The 20,805-nt window shown below is 70.0% G+C and carries 14 protein-coding genes; 11 read left to right on the top strand and 3 right to left on the bottom strand.

Annotated features, from left to right (window positions below; all coding sequences use genetic code 11):
• Window positions 1–45: 45 nt before the first annotated feature.
• Entirely contained in the window at window positions 46–1,143 is a 1,098-nt protein-coding gene (locus ACFXK0_RS02735) for an AAA family ATPase (protein WP_379407944.1), read from the bottom strand.
• Window positions 1,140–4,409: a DUF5691 domain-containing protein gene (locus tag ACFXK0_RS02730; protein ID WP_379407942.1), complete on the bottom strand. Its 3,270-nt coding sequence runs from the start codon at window positions 4,407–4,409 to the stop codon at window positions 1,140–1,142. The genes ACFXK0_RS02735 and ACFXK0_RS02730 overlap by 4 nt, the downstream gene beginning before the upstream one ends.
• Window positions 4,410–4,829: 420 nt before the next feature.
• On the opposite strand from ACFXK0_RS02730, the gene ACFXK0_RS02725 reads away from it, so the two are divergent.
• From ACFXK0_RS02725 to ACFXK0_RS02710, 4 genes are all read left to right on the top strand, one after another.
• Window positions 4,830–7,862 carry an AAA family ATPase gene (locus ACFXK0_RS02725; protein ID WP_379407941.1) on the top strand — a complete coding sequence of 1,011 codons (3,033 nt, stop codon included), beginning with the start codon at window positions 4,830–4,832 and terminating at the stop codon, window positions 7,860–7,862.
• A 541-nt stretch (window positions 7,863–8,403) separates the two neighbouring features.
• A complete protein-coding gene (locus ACFXK0_RS02720) occupies window positions 8,404–8,778 on the top strand; it encodes a hypothetical protein (RefSeq protein ID WP_379407940.1) in 375 nt (124 codons plus the stop codon).
• A 68-nt stretch (window positions 8,779–8,846) separates the two neighbouring features.
• Complete coding sequence (locus ACFXK0_RS02715; protein ID WP_379407939.1) at window positions 8,847–9,239, top strand: YchJ family protein; 393 nt, start codon at window positions 8,847–8,849, stop codon at window positions 9,237–9,239.
• A gap of 117 nt (window positions 9,240–9,356) precedes the next feature.
• Window positions 9,357–9,632 (top strand): SelT/SelW/SelH family protein, encoded by a 276-nt coding sequence (locus tag ACFXK0_RS02710; protein WP_379407938.1) that lies wholly within the window; start codon window positions 9,357–9,359, stop codon window positions 9,630–9,632.
• 281 nt (window positions 9,633–9,913) lie between these two features.
• On the opposite strand, the gene ACFXK0_RS02705 is transcribed toward ACFXK0_RS02710, so the two are convergent.
• Window positions 9,914–10,129: a zinc ribbon domain-containing protein gene (locus ACFXK0_RS02705; RefSeq protein WP_379407936.1), complete on the bottom strand. Its 216-nt coding sequence runs from the start codon at window positions 10,127–10,129 to the stop codon at window positions 9,914–9,916.
• Between the two features lie 104 nt (window positions 10,130–10,233).
• Here ACFXK0_RS02705 and ACFXK0_RS02700 point away from each other — a divergent pair, with 104 nt between their 5' ends.
• From ACFXK0_RS02700 to ACFXK0_RS02670, 7 genes are all read left to right on the top strand, one after another.
• The gene (locus ACFXK0_RS02700; RefSeq protein ID WP_379407935.1) at window positions 10,234–11,358 is read left to right on the top strand and encodes an ROK family protein; all 1,125 of its coding nucleotides are present in this window, start codon (window positions 10,234–10,236) and stop codon (window positions 11,356–11,358) included.
• A gap of 144 nt (window positions 11,359–11,502) precedes the next feature.
• Complete coding sequence (locus ACFXK0_RS02695) at window positions 11,503–12,543, top strand: ABC transporter substrate-binding protein (protein ID WP_379407934.1); 1,041 nt, start codon at window positions 11,503–11,505, stop codon at window positions 12,541–12,543.
• 183 nt (window positions 12,544–12,726) lie between these two features.
• Window positions 12,727–13,767: an ABC transporter substrate-binding protein gene (locus ACFXK0_RS02690; protein ID WP_379407933.1), complete on the top strand. Its 1,041-nt coding sequence runs from the start codon at window positions 12,727–12,729 to the stop codon at window positions 13,765–13,767.
• Complete coding sequence (locus ACFXK0_RS02685; protein WP_379407932.1) at window positions 13,767–14,618, top strand: ABC transporter permease; 852 nt, start codon at window positions 13,767–13,769, stop codon at window positions 14,616–14,618. Before ACFXK0_RS02690 ends, ACFXK0_RS02685 begins: the two co-directional genes overlap by 1 nt.
• Window positions 14,594–15,364, top strand: coding sequence for an ABC transporter ATP-binding protein (locus ACFXK0_RS02680; RefSeq protein ID WP_379407930.1), 771 nt, complete (start codon window positions 14,594–14,596; stop codon window positions 15,362–15,364). The genes ACFXK0_RS02685 and ACFXK0_RS02680 overlap by 25 nt, the downstream gene beginning before the upstream one ends.
• Before the next feature lie 32 nt (window positions 15,365–15,396).
• Entirely contained in the window at window positions 15,397–16,740 is a 1,344-nt protein-coding gene (locus tag ACFXK0_RS02675) for an LLM class flavin-dependent oxidoreductase (protein WP_379407929.1), read from the top strand.
• A complete protein-coding gene (locus ACFXK0_RS02670) occupies window positions 16,737–20,588 on the top strand; it encodes an ABC transporter ATP-binding protein (RefSeq protein ID WP_379407928.1) in 3,852 nt (1,283 codons plus the stop codon). The genes ACFXK0_RS02675 and ACFXK0_RS02670 overlap by 4 nt, the downstream gene beginning before the upstream one ends.
• The last annotated feature ends 217 nt before the right edge of the window (window positions 20,589–20,805 follow it).

The following is a 20,805-nucleotide window of genomic DNA, read 5'->3' as shown; positions in this document are numbered from 1 at the left end:
AACCCCATGTGTGCGGTGTGTTCCGTCCTCCCCTGCGGTCCGGGATCAGGCGATCTCGCGGCAGGCGCGGTAGAAATCGGCCCAGTCGGGACGTTCCCGGACGACGGCTTCGAGATACTCGGTCCAGATCACCGAGTCGGCGACCGGGTCCTTGATCACCGAGCCGAGGACCGCGCCCGCGATATCGGCGGCGCGCAGCACACCGTCACCGAAGTGCGCGGACAGGGCGAGGCCGTTGGTGATCACCGAGATCGCCTCGGCGGTCGACAGCGTGCCCGAAGGCGACTTGAGCTTGGTGCGGCCGTCGGCGGTGATCCCGGAGCGCAGCTCCCGGAAGACCCGGACCACCCGGCGCACCTCCTCGGCCGCGGCGGGCACGGCAGGCAGTTCCAGTGCGGCGCCGAGCTGTTCGACCCGCCGGCTGACGATGGCGACCTCGGAATCCTCGTCGGCGGGCAGCGGCAGCACCACCGTATTGAAGCGGCGGCGCAGCGCCGAGGACAGATCGTTGACGCCACGGTCGCGATCATTGGCAGTCGCGATCACATTGAAGCCCTTGGCCGCCTGCACTTCCGCGCCGAGCTCGGGCACCGGCAGCGTCTTCTCCGACAGCACGGTGATCAGCGCGTCCTGCACGTCGGACGGGATGCGGGTGAGCTCCTCGATCCGGGCGATCGCGCCGGTCCGCATGGCGGTCATCACCGGCGAGGGAACCAGCGCGGCGTCACTGGGGCCCTCGGCGAGCAGGCGGGCGTAATTCCAGCCGTACCGGATCGCCTCCTCGGCGGTACCGGAAGTGCCCTGCACCAGCAGGGTGGACTCGCCGCTGACCGCCGCCGAGAGATGTTCCGACACCCAGGTTTTCGCGGTACCGGGCACGCCGAGCAGCAGCAGAGCACGATCGGTCGCCAGGGTGGCGACGGCGACCTCCATCAGCCGCCGCGGGCCGACGTACTTGGGCGTGATCACCGTGCCGTCGTCGAGCGTGCCACCCAGCACATAGGTGACCACCGCCCACGGTGACAGCCGCCACGAGGGCGGGCGCGGCCGGTCGTCGACGCGGGCCAGCGCGGCCAGTTCGTCGGCGAAGGCCTGTTCGGCGTGCGGGCGCAGCAGCGTGGTGGTGGCGTCGGTCGTGGTCATCGGAGCTCCTCGAGCATGGTCGCGCGGTCGGTGAGATCGTGGGCGAGTTGGTGGAAGACCTGTTGCCAGGCGGGGTCGTCGGTGGCCTCGGCCAGCGCGGTGATCCGAGCGGCCAGGTCGACGGGCAGATGGACACCCGCCGCGGTGAGCAGGGCCCGATCGACGTACACCCCGGCCCTGGCGTGCGGTTGCCGGGCGGTGGTGCGGGCGCGTTCGCCGAGCAGCCGCACCACATGGGCGGCCACCGGTTCCGGCCACGGATGGTCCAGGCCGGGCAGGATGGCGTGCAGTTCGGTGAGCTGGTGGGCGTCGAGATCGAGGACGTGGTCGATCCGGTCGGCGGTGTCGAGCAGGGAGAACAGCTCGCGGCGGCGCAGGACCGCCTGTTCCGTGGGCGTCGCGCGGCTGAACAGTTCGCGTGCCCAGACGCTGTCGCGGGCGGCGAGCGCGGCATCGACCCAGCCGTCGACGATCGCCTTGGCGTAGCGGGCGGGCAACGGCATCGACAGGGCGGCGGCCGCGGTGTCGGTGCCGGTCGTGCCGAGGATGGCCGTCCAGGCTGTCAGCGGCGTCGCGGCGACCACCTGGTGCAGGGTCTTCACGGTGGCATCGACAGTGTCCCAGCGCAGTTTCGGTTGTTCCCGGCTGTCGGTGATGCCGTCGCGGCGAGTCTGCGCGTCGACCTCGGCGGGTACGTCGACCTCGAGGCCGCCGTCGGAGCCGATGCGCACCCACGAGGTGAGCAGCGCCGCCATCCGCTCGCCGAAGGCCGAGCCGGGCAGGCGGGTCAGCAGTTCGGCCGCCGCTCGCCGGACATCGCCGCGCCGATCGTCGAGCGCACGCTCGAGCAGCGGCTCGTCGGCGGCACCGAGCCCGATCCGCAACAGTTCGAGGAGCTCGGCCTTGACCGGCCCCGACTCCTTCGCCCACGCGGCATCGAGCACCGCGAGCGCGGCGGCGGCATCCGAACGGCGCAGTTGCTCGAACCAGTCCTTGCGTTCACCGGCGGTACCAAACAGCCAGATGTCCTGCCCGGCAGGCACATCGGTCGCTCCCGGCATCGGTTCGCCGGCCTCCTTGCCGGACTGCGCCCCGTCTACGGCTGCGTCCGACCCCGAGCTGGAGCCCGGCACAGTGCTGATGCCAGGAATGGTGCTTGTGTCGGCGTCGGGAACGATGCTGGTGCAGGGAACGTTGCCGGTGTCGGGCATGGTGCTGGTGCCGGGGATGGTGTCGGCGTCGGGAACGGTGTTGGAGCCGGGAACGTTGCCGGTGTCGGGCACGGTGTTGGTGCCAGGAATGGTGCCGGTGTTGGGCACAGTGCCGGTGCCGGTGCCGGTGCCGCTGGGTGCAGTGCCCATCGTCGGCGTGTTGATGTCTGTGCTCGGCACGGCGACCGTACCGCCGGCGGGACTTCCAGCCGCCGTCAGTTCCGCATCGGCGAGCTCCCGGTCGATCGGGAACTCGTCGGCGAGCTTGGTCCAGGCGGGATTGCGGGCCGCGAGCCAGCGGCCACGCCGGCCTGCCATGCGCAGCAGCTGACCGCGCGAGTTCGCATCGGCCGCCGCGGCCGAGAGCGCCTGCACACACAGCACATCGGGCAGCCGGTAGTCGAACGGTGCGGCGGCGGCGAACCATTCGGGCAGGAACGGCGACTTGTCGGCGAGCAGCCGGCTCAACCGGGCTGCGGCCAGGCGTGGCAGCAGCAGACGTGGATCATCCATGGCGGGAGCGGGTTTCGGTGCGGTGCCGGGCAGGCGGCCCGCACGCAGGTAGAGATCCTGTAGCGCGGCGGTGTCCAGTAGCCGGGTGGCGGGTTCGCCCGTGCGCTGCGGGACGGCGTCGGTGACCGCCGCGTCCAGCCGGATGCCGTCGATACCGCGGCGGGCGGTGCCCATCAGCGCGGCCGAAACCAGCTCGGCCAGTTCGGGAGTCGCGGTGGTCTCGGACGGGAACTCGGTCTCCAGATCGGTCACCTCGCCCGCGCTGAGCACCGACACCGGGTCGAATCCCTCGGCCCGCCACTCACCGATCACCGTCACCGGATGACCGCCCGCGCCCGCGACCAGCCGCCACGGCCGCATTCCGGCGGGCAGCGGCAGCGCGATGCCGTCGGTGTCGACGAGCTGCCAGCCGTGCTCGTCGAGCACCGGCACCACCTCGGCGAGCACCGCGGGCCAGGACCGCAGCCACGGGTCGGCGCCCAGCGCGGCGACGTAGGCGTCGAGTGCGTCATCGATGCCGGTGCCGCCGACCGCGGGCACGGTGGTGAACGGTTCGGGTGCGCTGTGGCGGGTGCCCCAGTGCGCGCGCAGCGGTGCCGGACCGGGGTAGAAGTGCAGGTCGGCGTCGACCTCACTGCCCGGGGCAGGCACCTCGCCGGTGAAATTCGGGCTGCCGAAGGAATGCTCTATCAGCAGCGCCCAGCGTCCGCTGCCGCGACCGCGCAGCCAGGTGCGCCGGGTGTGCACGCGTTCTTCCTCGCTCACCCGCATCCCCAGGACCGACCAGCGATCGCGCACCGCGGGCTCGGCCAGTACCGATTCCGTCTGCACGGGATAGCCGACATGGGTGCGGACGCCGGCCTGGAGTGGCTCGGGCAGCGCGTCGAGCGAGCGATGGGCCCGCACCAGCAGGTGCAGCCGGGCATACTCGCGCACCAGCAGTTCCGGCCAGTGCTCAGTGGTCACCACCGCGGCGGGCAGCCGGCGCAGTGCCTCGGCGATACGCGGGGCCTGGGCGTCCACCATGCGGGCCGCGATCTTCTCGTAGGCGCTGAACGAGCGATCCGTCTGCGCCAGGCCGGTGCGGATCTGGTCGGTGAGCCAGACCTCCAGCTCGGTCAGCCCGGCGGACACCCGCCCGCGCCGCTGTTCGATCGTCGCTTGCGACGGCTTGGCGGCGGCCTTGGGCTTGGCCGGGGTGGCAGCCTTCACCGCGCGCCCGAGTAGCCACTCGGCGGCGAAATCGGCGGGCGCCGCCGCCACCGGCACCGCACCAGTGGCCCAGCTGAGCAGCAAGGACAGCGCGTGCTTGCACGGGAACTTGCGGCTCGGGCACGAGCACTTGTAGGCGGGACCGGTCAGATCGACGATCGTCTGGTACGGCTTGGACCCGCTGCCCTGGCACAGACCCCACACCGCGTCCTCGGTGCCGCCGGTCTCGCGCCAGCGACCGGCCAGCTTGCGTGCGGCAGTCAGCGAGCTCGCGTCGGGTGCGAGCGCGCGGACCTGGTCCTCGGTCCAGCGCGGCTGTCGATCGGTCATCGGTTCCCCCGTTCTCTGTCGCCGAAATATCTACCGGAGGGCACCGACAAGTTCCTGTCGCCGCGGGGAAGCACTTGGAAAACGTTGGTGCCATGGCGGATTCGCGCTACCGGACTTGCCGTGAACAACGATGTCTGGCATTCTGACCTGTTCGGCTCGCCCGGACCGCCCGCGCCGCTCAACGCAGCGTATCGCGGGTGTGAGCACCTCATCGAGCTGCCCGCCGGGGTGGGCGAGGGGTGGACATCGAGGCCCGCCGCGGCACCACGATGGCCATTCCACTCCCGCGGGCAGATTCGCTGGGGGCCAAGGCATCCCCTGGGCGAACGCCCGGCGATCGGGTAGCGTTTCCGGCAGGGTCTCGGCGGCCGGGCAACCTGGTCGCCGCGTTGCGCGCGGGCGCGAAGGGGGTTGTCGCAAGTGTGCTCCGATCGGATCGCCGAGGTGGTCGCGCGCGAGCTCGCCGCCGATCCGGCTGTGGAGGACCGGGTCGGCGAATGCGTGCTCGCCGCGCTCACCGAGGTCGATGGTGATCAGGGCGCCGCGCAGGCGGGCGACACCGGTGTCTTCCTGCGCGCGATCACCGTGCACGGGTTCCGTGGCATCGGTCCGACCGCCACCCTGCGCCTGAATCCTGGACCGGGACTGACCCTGGTTGTCGGGCGCAACGGCAGCGGCAAGTCCAGTTTCGCCGAGGCGGCCGAGTTCGCGCTGACCGGCGGGAACCGGCGCTGGGACGGCCGGTCCACCGCCTGGCGGGAGGGCTGGCGCAATCTGCACGAGCCGGACCTGGCCCGGATAGAGGTGGATCTGCTCACCGCGGGCGAGGAACCGGATCGCACGATCGCGACCTACTGGGCGCCCGGCGCCGACCTGTCCGCCGCCCGCTGGACCGAACGCCGCGGCACCGGCGCGCCCGCCCCGATCGACCCGCGCACCCGCAGACAGCGCCTCGACCTGTACCGGCCGTTCCTGTCCTACAGCGAACTCGGCGCCCTCGTCGACGGCAAACCCAGCGACCTGTTCGACGCCCTGCACCGCCTGCTCGGCCTCGACGAACTGGCCGCCGCCGCCGAACGCATCCGCCTGCGCAAACTGGAACTCGAACGCGCCGTGAAGGATTCGCGGCAGTCCCGCACCGACCTGTTAGCCGAACTCGCCGACGTCGACGACGATCGCGCCCGTCGTGTCGCCGCTCTCCTCGACACCCCGGAACCCGATCTCGACGCGATAGCGGCCGCCGTGGCGGGCTCGGTACTCGGCGTCGACGGACCCGACGGCCTGCGGGCGATCCTGCGCCTGACCCTGCCCGACCCCTCGGAGGTCGCCGTGGCGGCCGACCGGCTAGCCGAGGCCGCCACCGACCTGACCCGCCGGGCGACCACCGACGCCGAGGCCGACCTGCGCGTCCTCGAATTGCTGACCCGAGCCCGCGACCACGTCACCGCGAGCGGAACCTGCCCATGCCCCGTCTGCGGCAGCGGCACCCTCGACCCCGATTGGCTGACCGCCGCCGACACCGAGATCACCCACCGCAGTACCCAACTCGCCGCCTTCCGCGCCGCCCGCACCGAATTCGACGCGGCCCAAGTCGCCGCACGCGCGCTCTTCACACCGATACCGGCTGAACTCGCCGAACCGAATCCAGTGGCGACACAGCTGGTCGCCGCTGCTGAGGCATCACCGCACGATGCCGCCGTCGCGATTGGTGAGGCGGCAGGTAGTGATGCTGCTGCGGTTGTGCCGGGCGGTGCTGTTGCGGTGGTGCGGGGCGGTGCTGCTGTGGTGCCGCCGGGTGATACTGCTGCGGTGCCGCCGGGTGATACTGCTGCGGTGGTGCCGGGCGATGCTGCTGCGGTGGTGCGGGGCGGTGCTGCTGTGGTTGTGCCGGGCGATGCTGCCGTGATGGAGCGGGGTGATGCGGCGGCTGCTGCTGCTGGCGATGTCGCCGTTGTAATGGCCGGCGAGGCGCACGGCGCGACTGGCCTGCCCAAGAACGTGGATACGATTCCGGGCGCGGGCCCGGTGGGTCGAGCTGAGATCGGTGGCGGTGCCGTGGGTCTCGTCGCTGAGGGTGGTGGTGCGTACTGCGCAGCCTCTGTTCCCGCGGATCGAGGTACCGCATCGAGTGGTCCAGCCGTGCCGGATTCGGTGCGTGATGTGATCAGGGGCGACCACGAAATGCCCGGTCGGGGCGAGGGAAACGTCGGTCTTCGCACGCGCCTCGCGACAGTGCGGCGGTGCTGGGCCGTGTGGGCCGAACTCGGTGGAGTCGATGGTCCGGCAGTGCGAGAGGGTGACCTCGGGCCCGGTGCGCGGCCCGCGAGCGGTGACGTTGTCGCCGTGCAAATTCGCGAAACCTACGCGCGGCTGTCCACCGAATTGGCGGCTCTGCAACGCGATACGCGGATCGAGCTCGACCGCCTCGACACGGTGTGGTCGCCGCTGGTGCCGCGGATTCTCGCCTGGCTCGATCCGGCGCGTGCCGTGTCGGCCGACGCGGAGGAACTGCGGGTGGTGAAAAGGGCGGCCGACTGGCTGAAGTCGGCGACCGCGACCATTCGTGGTGAGCGGATGCGGCCGCTGGAGAGCACGGCGCGGTGGGTGTGGAGCACGCTGCGTCAGCAGAGCAATGTCGAGCTCGGGGCGATCCGGTTGCAGGGGAGTGCCGGGACGGCGCGGCGGGTGCTGCTGGACGTGACGGTCGACGAGGTGGACGGCGCCGCGCTGGGGGTGATGAGCCAGGGAGAGCTGCACGCGCTCGGACTCTCGCTGTTCCTACCACGAGCAACGGTGGCGCACAGTCCCTTCCGGTTCGTGATGATAGACGACCCGGTGCAGGCGATGGACCCGGCCAAGGTCGACGGGCTCGCGCGCGTGCTCGCCGAGGTGGCGGCCACTCGCCAGGTGGTGGTGTTCACCCACGACGAGCGTCTCGCCGAAGCGGTGCGGCGTATGCAACTCGACGCCACCGTGCTCGAGGTGCAGCGCCGGGAACGCTCGCTGGTCGAGGTCAGGGTGACCGGTGACCCGGTCCGCCGCTATCTCGACGACGCCCGCTCCCTGGTCCGCACCCCGCAGCTGCCGCCCGCCATCGCCGACGAACTCGTCGCCACCTGCTGCCGCTCGGCCATCGAGGCGGCCGGGCTGGCCAAGGCCCGCTACGAACTGCTCGCCCGCGGTCTCGACCATGCCGAAGTCGAGCGCCGCGTCCGCAATGCCCACACCACCCGCGCCATGCTCACTCTCGCGATCATGGGCCCTCGCGCCCGCGTCGACGACCTCAACAAACACCTCACGACCGTCGGCGGACGCTGGCTCGTCGGTGTCCTGCGCGACGCCACCGCGGGCGCGCACGTTCCCATCGACCGCCCCATGCGCGAATTGATCAGCGACACCGAACGTTTCATCACCTGGCTCCGCGAACACGAGCCGGCAACGGTGCGCACATGAACGCCGTCACGATCCAACGGTCTCGCGGGTTGCGCAGAGGTGCTGTGTTCGCGCGATCAGGGGATGACAGTGTGCGCCTTCGTGTTCCAGTGGTCCAGCGAGTCGCGGGGTGGGCTGTGCTCACTCGATCCGCCGGTGGCGGTGCGCATTCGAGCGCCGTCGCGGAGTCGCGGGCCGCGGGTGATGCTGTGTTCGCGCGATCAGAGGATGACAGTGTGCGCGTGAGCGCCTTCATGTTCCAGTGCTCTTGCGGGCTGCGGGGTAGGGCTGTGGTCACTCGATCCGGCGGCGGCTGTGCGCATTCGAGCGCCGTCGTGCTCTCGCGGTGTCGGGGGTCGCGGGGTGGTGCTGAGGTCCCGCGATCCGTGTTCGGTGGTGACAGGTCGACGTTGGGGTCTGTTGTGCCGCAGGGTCTCGCTGTTCTGTTGTGGTCTGTCGCGTATGGCTTTGCGGCGGTGGTGGCGGGGCTTTCGGCTGGCTCGGGGTATCGGTGAACCGCCGGGGTGGGTCGCGGCGGGCTAGGTTCACTCGGCGGCCGTCGGTGGCCGAGCGGCTGGAGGCGGCCGAGCATCTGTTGTCGGGGGCGGTGCCGGATGCCGGTGGGGTGTGGTCGCGGGCGGTGGCGTGGATTCTGCGGCTCGCGCTCGAACAGGCGGTCGACGAGTTGTGGGCCCAGATCGCCCCGGAGCTCATGCGCTGCCCGATGCGGGCCCAGCTGCTCGCACTGCGCGTCTATGCCGGACCGGAAACCGCTGGTCAGGTGGGTGCGTTGTGGGCCGCGCTGTCCAGGGCCGCCCACCACCTCGACTACGAGATGGCACCCAGCGTCACCGACCTGAGCCGCTGGCGTGAACAAACCGCCGCCCTCGCCGCTGCCCTCGAACTGGTCCCCTTGGCCCACCAGCCATTCGGCTGACCGTGAGACCGCGCGGGTGAGCGGTATCCCGGAGGCTGCGCGACGCACCGGCGGCCGGACCGGGCAGGATGACCACCATGGGTGATCCGAAACCGTGTCCGTGTCGGCGGGGCGAACAGTTCGACCTCTGTTGCGGTCCGATTCTGGCGGGGGAGCGGTCGGCCCCGACTGCCGAGACATTGATGCGGTCGCGCTATACCGCCTATGTGATGGGTGACGTGGACTACCTGCTGCGTTCTTGGCACCCCGGCACGCGCCCTGAGGAGTTGGCGCTCGATCCCGGGCAGCAATGGCTGTTCCTGGAAATCGTGCGCACCGAACGCGGTGGCCCGTTCGACGACAACGGCATCGTCGAATTCGTGGCCCACTACAAACTCCACGGCACCCGCGACGAGATGCACGAAGTGAGCACCTTCACCCGCCACAACAACGCCTGGGTCTACCTCGACGGCACCTTCTGACCCCCCAGCCGCCTGGACAGGTGATCACCAGGCCATGAGGGAGACAACTGCCGAGAGGCGATCTCCCTCATGGCCTGGTGATCAACCGTCCAGGACAAGGTGGGGGATACTGCTCGGATGAGGCGGATCGCGATCGAGTACTGCACGCAGTGCCGGTGGTTGCTGCGCGCGAGTTGGATGGCGCAGGAGTTGCTGAGCACTTTCGCCACCGAGCTGGGGGAAGTCGCGCTGGTGCCTGGTGAGGGCGGGGTCTTCCGGATCACCCTGGACGGGGAGCAGCTCTGGGAACGCAAAGCCGACGGCGGCTTTCCCGATATCGCCGTCCTCAAGCAGCGTGTCCGCGACCGCATAGCCCCGGACCGCGACCTCGGCCACGTCGACCGCCGCGAATGACACGCCGCCGCAACTGAACGCCCGCCCCGCCCGACACGCCTGCCGTGTGGCCTGGCGGCCGTGGCTGACACGCCTGCCGTGGCTAGCGCGCCCGCCGTGACTGGCTTGGCTGCCGCGGCTGACGCCTCCGTCGTGGCTGGTCTGGCCGTCGTGGCTGACGCCTCCGTCGTGGCTGGTCTGGCCGTCGCGGCTGACACCACCGTCGCGACTGACACCCCCGCCATGACATCACCGCGCGCGGCAGCTCCAGCCGGTGTTTCGCGGTGTAGCCGGACGTACTCTCAGCAGCACCCGCCGCCACCGCAGCAGCCGCCGGCGGCGGGGCGGGGTGCGGGTGCGGGGGCCGTGCTGCGGCCTACCGCGGCGAAGGTGGTGAGCAGTTTGACCGTGTCGGCGTGACCGGCCGGACACGACGCTGGGTCCGAGGATTGCGCCATCGGGCGGCTGACCTCGAATGTGTCGCCGCAGGAGCGGCAGCGGAAGCTGTAGTTCGGCATCGGCCCAGTGTAAGCACCGGTTCCGATCAGCGTGCGTTGAAGCCTTCGCCTGGCGGGGCCTGCTCCGTAGCGTGATCGGTCAGTACGACGGCGAGGTGTGGCAGATGACGAACAGCAGTGCGGGAGCGGTCTTCCAGGCGGTACTCGCACTGGGTCCGGCACCTCGCAGCATCGTGGCCAAGCGCGCGGGGGTGTCCCCGGCGACGGTCACCTGCCAGAGCAAAGCACTGCTCGAGGCGGGCTTGCTCCGGGAACTCCCGGAGACGGCGGGGCCCGGCGGCGTCGGCCGGCCGCACAGCCCGATCGCGCTGGACAGCGCGGCCAATGTGGTGCTCGCCGTGCACATCGCGGCCGCGCAGAGCACCGTGGCGGTGGTCGACATCGCCGGCACCGTGCTCCGTTCCGAGCAGCTCCCGCATCGCAGCCGGGCGCCCTACGAGATCCTCGACGCCGCGGTCGAGCGGGTGAACGCCGTGGCCGCGAGCCTGGACCCGGATGTGCGGGTGCGCGGCCTCGGCGTGGCGATCGGCGGCCGCGTGGACAACACCACCGGCTCGGTCGTCGATCACTCCTATCTGCGCTGGCGCGATGTCCCCCTCCGCGAATACTTCGCCACCCGAACCGGTTTGCCGACGCGGGTGGACAGTCATACCCGCGCGCTCATGCACGCCGAACAGCTCTACGGCCGGCTGCGCGGGACGACGAGTTCGATCGTGCTGTTCGTCGGCAATGTCATCGACGCCGCCTTCGCCGTGCACGGGCGGGTGCACTACGGACCGCACTCCGGCGCGGGCTCCATCGCCCGATTGCTCAGTGCCACCACGGGTTCGGCGACGGCCCTGGACGAGCTCGGCGACCATGCCCTGCTGACCCGGGCGGGCGCCTACGGCACCGTGCCCGAGTTACTCGACGCCGTGGCGGCCGGTGCGCCGGAAGGCGCGTATTTCCTCGAACGGGCCGCGCTGATGGGCGCGGTCGCGGCGGCGCTGATCGACCTGTTCGATCCCGAGGCATTGGTGCTCGTCGATCGCGGCCTCGGCCGGCTCGCCGGTCTGCGCGAGGCCTACGACGACGCGGTGCGCGCGCATTCGGTGACCGGCGCTGATCCGGTCGAGCTGATCACCCCGTCGGCATTCACCGGCCAGATCCTGTCGATGTCGGCGGCCGGGGTGGTATTGCACGAGCTGTTCGGTGATCCATTGGCCACGCCGATCGCCCGAGCGGTTTGATTCGTGGTTATTTCAATACGGTCGAATATTGACCGGACCGGGCTCGGAAAGCGACAGTAATCGGCATGAAAGAAATTGGCCTGCGGTGTTGTCCCGGCGGGAATTAATAGCAGTCATTCCACCGATTCGATCCGGGAAATAATCATGCGTAAAAGTATTCGACGGACAGTTCTGCTCACCGCGGCCACCTCGCTGCTGGCGGTATCGTGCGCCACCGGTGACGGCGGCGGGGCAGCGCTGACCGGCCCGCTGCCGACGGAGGTGCCCCCAGGTGTCGCACTGACCATCGCGGCCAATACCGCGCGGGTGGCGCTGACCGCTTCCGGCGAGATCGGCAAGCTGCCGTTCACGGTGTCGTCGTGGCCCGCGGTGGGCGCGGGCCCCGATGTCATCCAGGCCTTCCGTGGTGGGTCCGTCGACCTGGCCACCAATGCCGGTATCCCGCCGATTCACGCCCACGCCACGGGTTTCGACGCCAAGATCGTCGCGGTCAAGGTCCGCACGAAGCCGCTGCTGAAGCTGGCCACCGCGCCCGGCACCGATATCCACAGTCTGGCTGACCTGCGCGGTAAGAAGATCGCCTTCTCGCCCGGCCAGGCGCAGGGCATCGTGGTCCTGCGCACGCTGCGAGCAGCGGGTATCCGGGCCGACGAGGTGGAATTGGTGGACCTCACCACCCCGAAATTCCTCACCGCCCAGCAAGCCAGGGAAATCGACGTCGCCCCGCTGACCGAGCCGAGCCTGACGAAGTATCTCGACAAATACGGTTCCGAAGGCGCGACGGCGGTGGACACCCCCGCCGTCGACCCGCTCAGTGTGTTGTGGGCGCCGACCGCGGTGCTGCGTGACCCCGGCAAGACCGCGGCCATCGTGGAATTCGTGAAGTTCTGGGCGCGCGGCGAGGTCTGGGCCTGGGAGCATCCCGACGAGTGGATCGACGCCTATTACGTCGAGGACCAATCGGTATCGGTCGAGGACGGCCGGCGGATCCTGACCACCACCGAACAGCCGTACTTCCCGGCGAGCTGGGACGAGGCGATCGCCTGGGAACAGGAGACGATCGACCTGGTGACCGGCGCGGGTTACTTCGGTGACCCGTTCCCGGCCGAGGCGCTGTTCGACCGCCGCTTCGAGAAGATCGCCTTCGACGCCGTGCCCGCCGCCTACCGCACCAAGGGCGCGTAGTTCCCGCGGTTTCATTCGTGGTTATTTTAAAGCGGTCGAATATTGACCGGAACAGTCGTGGAAAGAGATAGTTACTGGCATGAACACAATGCACACCGGCCTCGTCCGGGATATGCCGGGCCGGTGTTGTCGCGGTTCGAATTCGCTCAGCATCAGTCCTTCGATTCGATCCGGGAAATCATCATGCGTAAAAGTATTCGACGAATAGCTTTGCTCGCCGCGGCGGCATCGCTGCTGGCGGTGTCCTGCGCCACCGACGAGGGTGGCGGCGCCGCGCTGACCGACCCGCTGCCTGCCGAGGTGCCGCCGGGTGTCGCGCTGACCATCGCGGCCAATACCGCCAAGGTGGCGTTGACCGCCTCCGGTGAGCTGGGCAAGCTGCCGTTCACCGTCTCGTCCTGGCCCGCCGTTTCCGCCGGTCCCGATGTCATCCAGGCCTTCCGTGGTGGCTCCGTGGACCTGGCCACCAATGCGGGTATCCCGCCGATTCACGCCCACGCCACGGGGTTCGACGCCAAGATCGTCGGTGTCAAGGTGCGCACCACGCCGCTGTACAAGCTGGCCACCGCACCCGGTTCCGGTATCGACAGCCTCGATGACCTGCGCGGAAAGAAGATCGCCTTCTCGCCCGGCCAGGCGCAGGGGCTGGTCGTGCTGCGCACCCTGAAGGCCGCGGGGATCGGCACCGACGAGGTGCAACTCGTCGAACTGCCCAGCACCAAATTCCTGACCGCGCTACAGGCCAGGGAACTCGATGTCGCCCCGCTCGCTGAGCCGACACTGACCAAGTACCTCGACCAGTACGCCTCCGAAGGCGCGAACGGTGTGGTCACCCCCGCCGTCGACGCGCTCAGCGTGCTGTGGGCACCGACCGAGATCCTGCGTGATCCCGGCAAGACCGCGGCGATCGTCGAATTCGTGAAGTTCTGGGCGCGCGGGGAAACCTGGGCCTGGGAGCATCCCGACGAGTGGATCGACGCCTACTACGTCAAGGACCAGGCGGTATCGGTCGAGGACGGCAAGCGCATCCTGACCACGGTCGAACAGCCGTACTTCCCGCAGAACTGGGACGAGGCCATCGCGTGGGAGCAGGAGACGATCGACCTGGTGACCAGCGCCGGCTTCTTCGGAAACTCGTTCCCGGCCGAGGACCTGTTCGACCGCCGCTTCGAGAAGATCGCCTTCGACGCCGTCGCCGCGCCGTACCGGAACAAGGGGGCATGATGACCATCGCCTTGCCCCGAGGGGCGGTCACGGTGGCCGCACCCACCGACGACGGCTTCACCGAACGCCGCACGCTGCGCAGGCTCGGTCTGCGCAAAGCCATTCCGGCGGCTCGCCTGCTCGGCGTCGGGCTCGTGGTCGCCGCCTGGGCGATCGGGTCCGCCGCTGACCTCATCGATCCGCGCAAGCTGGCCGCGCCGTGGACCGTGTTGCAGACCGGGTGGGAGCTGCTGGTCGACGGCCCGCTGCTCGCGGACCTCGGTGTGTCCCTGCAACGGGCGATGACCGGCCTGGTCATCGGCCTGGTCATCGGTACCTCGCTGGCGCTGATCTCCGGGCTCTCCCGGCTCGGTGAGTCGATCATCGACGGCCCGGTGCAGGTCAAGCGCGCCATCCCGACCCTCGCCCTGATCCCGTTGCTGATCTTGGTGCTCGGTATCGGCGAGCAGTTCAAGATCGTGCTGATCACCCTCGGCGTGATCGTGCACATGTACATCCAGACCCACGCCTCGCTCACCACCATCGATCAGAAACTCGTGGAACTGTCGGAGATCCAAGGGGTTTCGCGTGCGGAGTTCATCCGCAGCGTCGTGATCCCCGGTTCGCTGCCCGGCTTCTTCCTCGGCTTGCGGCTGTCGGTCACCAGCGCCTGGCTGGTGTTGATCGTCGTCGAGACGGTCAATGCCACCGACGGTCTCGGCAAGATGATGACCAATGCCCAGAACTACGGACAGGCCGACGTGATTCTCGTCGGGCTCGTCGTCTACGGCGTGTTCGGCCTGATCTCCGATTCGCTGATCCGGCTGCTGGAACGAAAGGTTCTGTCATGGCGACGCACCATCGCGGGGTAGACAAGCCCGCCGCCCCCGAAGTCACCGGGCTCGAGGTCCGTTCGCTGACCCGCCGGTTCGGTGACCGCACCGTGCTCCAGGGCATCGACCTGACTATTCCGCCCGGCCAGTTCGTCGCCCTGCTCGGACGCAGCGGCTCGGGCAAGAGCACTCTGCTGCGCGCGCTGGCCGGGCTGGACTACGACGTCGAGGGCGGCGGCACGCTGCGGGTGCCGGCGAAAACCTCGGTGGTGTTCCAGGATTCGCGGCTGCTGCCCTGGCAGCGGGTGCTGGCCAATGTGCTCTACGGGCAGCCGCGCTCGCGCAGGCCCGCCGCCGAACAGGTGCTCGCCGAGGTCGGCCTGGCCGGTCGCGAACGCGCCTGGCCGAGCGAGCTGTCCGGCGGTGAGCAGCAACGGGTTTCGCTGGCCCGCTCGCTGGTCGGCGAGCCCGATCTGCTGCTGGCCGACGAGCCGTTCGGTGCGCTCGACGCGCTCACCCGGATCAAGATGCACGCACTGCTGCGCGATCTGATCGCCCGGCATCGCCCGACCGTACTGCTGGTCACCCACGATGTGGACGAGGCGGTGGCCCTGGCCGACCGGGTGATCGTGCTCGACGAGGGCAAGCTCGCCGTCGACACGCTGATCGAGTTGCCCGGCCGCCGCGATCCGAGTCTGCCCGGCTTCCAGCACATTCGCCGCACCCTGCTCACCGCGCTCGGCGTCGCCGACGACGCCGTTCTCGAAACCGCCACCGTTGCCTGATCGTTCGACGGCGCGGCCCGAAAGGCACATTCATGTCGAAACGCCTGCACCTCAACGCTTTCCTGATGTCGGTCGGTCACCACGAGGCGGCCTGGCGGCTGCCCGAGAGCGACCCGCACGCGCACACCGATATCGACTACTACGTGAAGCTCGCGCAGACCGCCGAGCGCGGCAAGCTCGATTCGATCTTCTTCGCCGACAGCCCGGTGCTGATGGGCGATCCGGGCCGCAGACCGAGCGGCAAACTGGAACCGACAGTCATCCTGACCGCGGTGGCCGTGCAGACCAGCCGCATCGGTCTCATCGCCACCGCCTCGACCAGCTACAACGACCCCTACAATCTGGCCCGCCGGTTCTCCTCGGTGGACTGGGCCAGCCACGGCCGGGCCGGCTGGAACATCGTGACCACCGCGGGCGGTGACGCCGCGCGCAACTTCGGCCTCGACGACACCCCCGAGCACAGGCTGCGCTACGAGAAGGCCGCCGAGTTCGTCGAGGTCGCCACGAAACTGTGGGACAGCTGGGACGACGACGCCGTGCTGGCCGACAAGGAACTCGGCATCCACACCGACGCGGCCAAGGTGCGCAAGATCGGCCACCACGGTGAGCACTTCCGGGTGGACGGCCCGCTGAATGTGCCGCGTTCGCCGCAGGGGTATCCGCTGCTGGTGCAGGCGGGTTCGTCGGAGGACGGCAAGGAGTTCGCCGCCCGCTACGCCGAGGCGGTGTTCACCGCGCAGCAGACCCTCGACGACGCAAAAGCCTTCTACACCGACCTCAAAGCCCGCACCGTCGCCGCGGGCCGCGACCCGGAGACCATCAAGATCCTGCCCGGCATCGTCCCGATCATCGGTGACACCGAGGCCGATGCCAAGGCCCTGGACGCCGAACTGGCCCGCCTGATCTCGCCGGAGTACGCGCGCAAGCAGCTCGCCGAACGGTTCAAACTGTCGATCGACGAGCTCGACCTGGACAGCGAACTCCCCGAGGATCTGCCCACCGAGGACGACATCGAGGGCGCCAAGAGCCGCTTCACCCTCATCGTGAATCTGGCTCGCCGCGAACGTCTCACGCTGCGCGAACTGATCACGCGACTGGGTGGCGGTCGCGGGCACCGCACCTTCGCGGGCACCGCGACGCAGGTCGCCGACGCCATCGAGGACTGGTTCCGCCAGGGCGCGGCCGACGGGTTCAACATCATGCCAGCCGTACTGCCGTCAGGGCTCGAGCGCTTCGTCGACGAGGTGGTGCCGATCCTGCAGGAACGCGGTCTGTTCCGCACCGACTACACCGAGACCACCCTGCGCGGCCACTACGGTCTCGCCCGGCCCGCCAACCAATTCGACACCGCGGACACGCTCGTGGCCGCCCGATGAGCTCGGATTGGCTGCGCTACCTGGTCCGGCGCTGTCTCGAGCACCGGCGGCTGGTGATCGTCAGCTACACCGGTGCGTTGGCGGCGGCGCTGCTCACCGCGGCGCTGCCGCTGGTGGTGCGCCATGTGGTCGACACCCTCGGCGCCACCGCCGCGTCGGTGGCGCCGTGGGTGGCGATCCTGCTGGTGCTCGGCGCCGCGCGCTTCGCGGCGTCGTTCGCGCGGCGGGTCGCGTCCTCGGAACTGTCGCTGGGGGTGCAGCACGACCTGCGCCGTGACCTGTTCGCCGCGTTGCTGCGCCTGGACGGGCGCGAGCAGGCGCAGCTGCGCACCGGGCAGGTGGTCAGCCGGGCGATCACCGATGTGACGCTGATCCAGATGTTCTTGCAGCTCATCCCGATGATCGCGGGCAATGTGGCGCTGCTGGCCGCGGTGCTGGTACTGATGACGGCGATGTCGCCGGCGCTGACGGTGATCGCGCTGCTGGTACTGCCCGGACTGTGGATCGTCACCCGGCGCAGCCAGCGGCAGCTGTTCCCGGCGAACTGGGACGCGCAGGCGCGCGCGGCCGAGGTGGCTATGCGGGTCGAGGCCGCGGTCGCCGGGGTGCGGGTGGTGAAGGGTTTCGGGCAGGAGAGCTACGAGCTCGACCAGCTCGGCGCCAGTGCCAGGGTGCTGTACCGGTCGCGATTGCGGGTGGCCCGGATCACCAGCCGGTTCACCCCGCTCGTGCAAGCCGTGCCCGCGGCCGGGCAGGCGCTGATCCTGATCGTCGGCGGCCTGCTCGCGCTGCGTCAGGCCATCACGCTCGGCACGTTTCTCGCGTTCATGACCTATCTGAGCGCGTTCGTCGGGCCGGTGCGGCAGTTCTCGATGCTGCTCACCGTGAGTCAACAGGGCAAGGCGTCGCTGGACCGGGTGCGTGAGGTGATCGAGGCGCCCGCCACCGATTCGGTGCCACCGGCGGCCGGTACTCCGGGCGCCGCTGGGCGGGCCCAGACGGCACCGGGCGGCGGCGTGCTCCCGAGCCGCAGCACCGGCGTCGTGCCGGACACCCATGCCGAAGGTCTTCGGAACGCGCCGCAGAGCCCGACGACCGACCTCCCCGATGCGCCGCCATCGATCGAATTCGACTCGGTCAGCTTCGGTTTCGACGCCACCCCGATCCTGGACCGGCTCGACCTGCGGATCGAATCCGGCGAGACCGTCGCCATCGCCGGCGGCGCGGGCAGCGGCAAGACCATCCTGGTCTCCCTGCTGCCCGCCCTGCTCGACCCCGACTCGGGCGCGGTGCGTTTCGACGGCATCGACCTGCGCGCGCTGCCCGATCCGCGCGCCCAGGTGGCGATGGTCTTCGAAGACACCCATCTGATGGCCGATTCGATCCGCGCCAATGTCGCCTACGGCAGGCCGGACGCCGACGACGACCAGGTCTGGCACGCGCTGTATCTGGCTGCCGCCGACGAGTTCGTCACCGCGCTGCCCCACGGCCTGGACACCCCCATCGGCGAACGCGGACAACGGCTCTCGGGTGGCCAGCGCCAGCGCATCGCCCTCGCGCGCGCCCTGCTCACCGAGGCGCCGGTGCTGGTACTCGACGACGCCACCTCCGCCATCGACGCCCAGGTCGAGGAACTGATCTACCAGCGCATCGGGGCCGAACTGCGGCAGCGGACCACCCTCGTGGTCGCGCACCGGATCTCGACGCTGGCCCTGGCCGACCGGGTCGCCGTCCTCGACGGCGGCCGCGTCGCCGAACTGGGGACGCTGCGCGAACTCCAGGACTCCGGCGAACTGTTCGGCGCGCTGTTCACCCCACCGGAAGTGGTCGGCATCGGCGCCGACCCCCAGCCCGGCACCGCGCGCGTGGCCACCGCGCAACTGTGGGTGGCGCCGGAGGTCGACGAAGACGACGACCGCACCATGGAACATCTGGCCAAGGCGTTCGCCCGCCGGTCGGCGGGCGCACCGGCCGGACCGGGTGGTGGCGCGGGCGGTGGCATGCTGGCCGGTGCACCACCCAGCGGCGACATCGTCGCGCTGCTGGACAAGCTGCCGCCGGCCACCGGCGAACCCGAGGTCGACGAGTCCTTCTCACACACTCCCGACACCGCGTTCTCGCTGCCCCGGCTGCTGCGGCCGTTCACCTGGCCGCTGCTGGCCGGGCTCGGCCTGGTCGGTCTCGACGCCGTCGCCCAGGTGCTGATCCCGTTCCTGGTGCGCTACGGCATCGACCACGGCGTGCTCGCCGGCGCGCGGGACGTGGTGCTGGGCGCGGCCGCGCTGGCCATCGCGGTGGTGGTGCTCGACTGGGCGATCAGTGTCGCCCAGGTGCGCGTCACCGGGCGGGCGGGTGAGCGGCTGCTCTATGGGCTGCGCGTGAAGACCTTCGCGCATCTGCAACGCCTGGGCCTGCAGTATTACGAGCGCGAGCTCGGCGGCCGGATCATGACCAGGATGACCACCGATGTGGACGGGCTGTCGGCGTTTCTGCAGACCGGCCTGGCCACGGCGCTGACCAGCACCGTCACCATCGCCGGCGTGGTCGCCGCGCTGCTGGTGATCGATGCGGGACTGGCCCTGGTGGTGCTCGCGCTGCTGCCGGTACTCGCGGTGGCGACTGTGGCTTTCCGGCGCGCGTCGGTGCCGGCCTACAACCTGGCCAGGGAACGGGTCAGCGCGGTCAACGCCTATCTGCAGGAGAACGTCGACAACATCACCGTCACCCAGGCGTTCCGCCGGGAAGCGGTGAACCAGTCCGAGTTCGAACGCCGGTCCTGGGCCTACCGCACGGCCCGGCTGCGCTCGCAGGTGCTGATGGCGGTGTTCTTTCCGTGCATCGAGCTGATGTCGGTGCTCGCCACCGCCGCGGTACTTGCTGTCGGCGTGCACCAGGTCCGCGACGGCCTGCTCACCGCGGGCACGCTCATCGCCTTCCTGCTCTACATCGAGTTGCTGTTCGCCCCGATCCAGCAGCTCTCGCAGGTGTTCGACAGTTATCAGCAGGCGGTGGTCGGCGTCGACCGGATCGGTGAGCTGCTGCGTACCCCGGTCGACACACCGGAGGCCGCCGAGCCACGCCCGGTCACCCGGCTCGACGGCGAGATCGAGCTGCGCAGGGTGAGCTTCGGCTACGCCGCACGCGAGCGCACCGTGCTCGACGGCATCGACCTGCGGATCGCGCCCGGGCAGAAGGTGGCGCTGGTCGGTGAGACCGGTGCGGGCAAGTCGACGCTGGTCAAGCTGCTCGCCCGGTTCTACGACCCGACCGAGGGCGCGGTGTTCGTCGACGGTGTCGACATCCGGGAGTTCCGGCTGCGCGACTACCGCACACGGCTCGGCGTGGTGCCACAGGAGCCGTTCCTGTTCGGCGACACCGTGCGCGAGGCCATCGCCTACGGCCGTCCCGGGGCCGAGCCCGCCGAGATCGAGTGGGCGGCGCGGGCGGTCGGCGCGCACGAGATGATCGCCGCGCTCGAACACGGCTACCAGCAGTCCATCGGCGCGCACGGGCGCAGCCTCTCGGCCGGGCAGCGGCAGCTGCTCGCGCTGGCCAGGGCCCAGCTGATCGACCCGGACATCCTCATCCTGGACGAGGCGACCGCGTCCCTCGACCTGGCCACCGAGGCCAGGGTGCGCGCCGCCGTCGACGTGCTGACCGCCGGTCGCACCACCATCGTGGTGGCGCATCGCCTGGCCACCGCCGCCGACGCCGATCTGATCGCGGTGGTCGGTTCGGGCACGCTCGTGCAGGTCGGTACCCATGCCGAGCTGCTCGCCGTGGACGGCCCGTACCGGCGCTTGTGGACCGCCTACGTCGGCGCGGAGACACAGCGCATATCCAGCTAACTCTCGATGCATCGGCCGAGGCCCGGAGGCGCTTCCGGGCCTCGGCCGAGGTCGTCGCCGTCCGGGGACCGGCGCCGCGGGCAGGGGTGGCCGAATCCACTTCGTGACCGCTGGGCAGCGTCGTGTCCAGCGGCTTCGGGGTGTTCCACGGAGTAACTGTTACCTGCGGAAATGGTGCGTTGGGGGCCTATCGGGGGTGGGCGCACGTACGCTCGTA

Origin of the sequence: Nocardia sp. NPDC059177 (assembly GCF_042755165.1) — a bacterium.
Classification (GTDB): Bacteria; Actinomycetota; Actinomycetes; order Mycobacteriales; family Mycobacteriaceae; genus Nocardia.
Note: the sequence above shows the minus strand (reverse complement) of the source record. Positions and strands in the feature narration are given on the sequence as shown.

Excerpts from the sequence above, each read along its gene's own strand:
- ACFXK0_RS02705 (WP_379407936.1), bottom strand. The coding sequence starts at position 10,129 with ATGCCGAACTACAGCTTCCGCTGCCGCTCCTGCGGCGACACATTCGAG.
- ACFXK0_RS02680 (WP_379407930.1), top strand. The coding sequence starts at position 14,594 with ATGGCGACGCACCATCGCGGGGTAGACAAGCCCGCCGCCCCCGAAGTC.
- ACFXK0_RS02700 (WP_379407935.1), top strand. The coding sequence starts at position 10,234 with ATGACGAACAGCAGTGCGGGAGCGGTCTTCCAGGCGGTACTCGCACTG.
- ACFXK0_RS02670 (WP_379407928.1), top strand. The coding sequence starts at position 16,737 with ATGAGCTCGGATTGGCTGCGCTACCTGGTCCGGCGCTGTCTCGAGCAC.
- ACFXK0_RS02695 (WP_379407934.1), top strand. The coding sequence starts at position 11,503 with ATGCGTAAAAGTATTCGACGGACAGTTCTGCTCACCGCGGCCACCTCG.
- ACFXK0_RS02690 (WP_379407933.1), top strand. The coding sequence starts at position 12,727 with ATGCGTAAAAGTATTCGACGAATAGCTTTGCTCGCCGCGGCGGCATCG.
- ACFXK0_RS02730 (WP_379407942.1), bottom strand. The coding sequence starts at position 4,409 with ATGACCGATCGACAGCCGCGCTGGACCGAGGACCAGGTCCGCGCGCTC.
- ACFXK0_RS02675 (WP_379407929.1), top strand. The coding sequence starts at position 15,397 with ATGTCGAAACGCCTGCACCTCAACGCTTTCCTGATGTCGGTCGGTCAC.
- ACFXK0_RS02735 (WP_379407944.1), bottom strand. The coding sequence starts at position 1,143 with ATGACCACGACCGACGCCACCACCACGCTGCTGCGCCCGCACGCCGAA.
- ACFXK0_RS02715 (WP_379407939.1), top strand. The coding sequence starts at position 8,847 with ATGACCACCATGGGTGATCCGAAACCGTGTCCGTGTCGGCGGGGCGAA.
- ACFXK0_RS02710 (WP_379407938.1), top strand. The coding sequence starts at position 9,357 with ATGAGGCGGATCGCGATCGAGTACTGCACGCAGTGCCGGTGGTTGCTG.
- ACFXK0_RS02685 (WP_379407932.1), top strand. The coding sequence starts at position 13,767 with ATGACCATCGCCTTGCCCCGAGGGGCGGTCACGGTGGCCGCACCCACC.